General features: G+C 38.1%; 1 pseudogene (running past one end of the window). It reads right to left on the reverse strand.

The window, feature by feature from the left end:
- A pseudogene (locus MOC09_RS20060) lies at positions 1-236 on the reverse strand (transcriptional regulator); its annotated part reaches 96 nt to the left of the window's first position; the annotation flags it as partial.

A 236-nucleotide genomic window follows, 5' to 3' on the forward strand; every position in this document is an offset into this window, starting at 1 on the left:
TTTATGGTGATGTTGGTCAAAAACCAGAGCTTCTTTCTTCAGTACCTTGTATTTATCTTCAGCCGCAATCAATCCAGTCACAATTGCCCCAATGCCAAGTACAGCGATAATCATGATAAGAAGTGTATAGATGGCTGATACTTGTTTAAAAACCAAATAAGGGACAGTGGATAAAATAAGCAGGCTCAGCCCGAAAGAAACATATTTGGAAACTTTGCGTTCTTGCAATAAAAAGC

Source organism: Bacillus sp. N12A5 (assembly GCF_026790125.1).
Taxonomy (GTDB): Bacteria; Bacillota; Bacilli; order Bacillales; family Bacillaceae; genus Bacillus.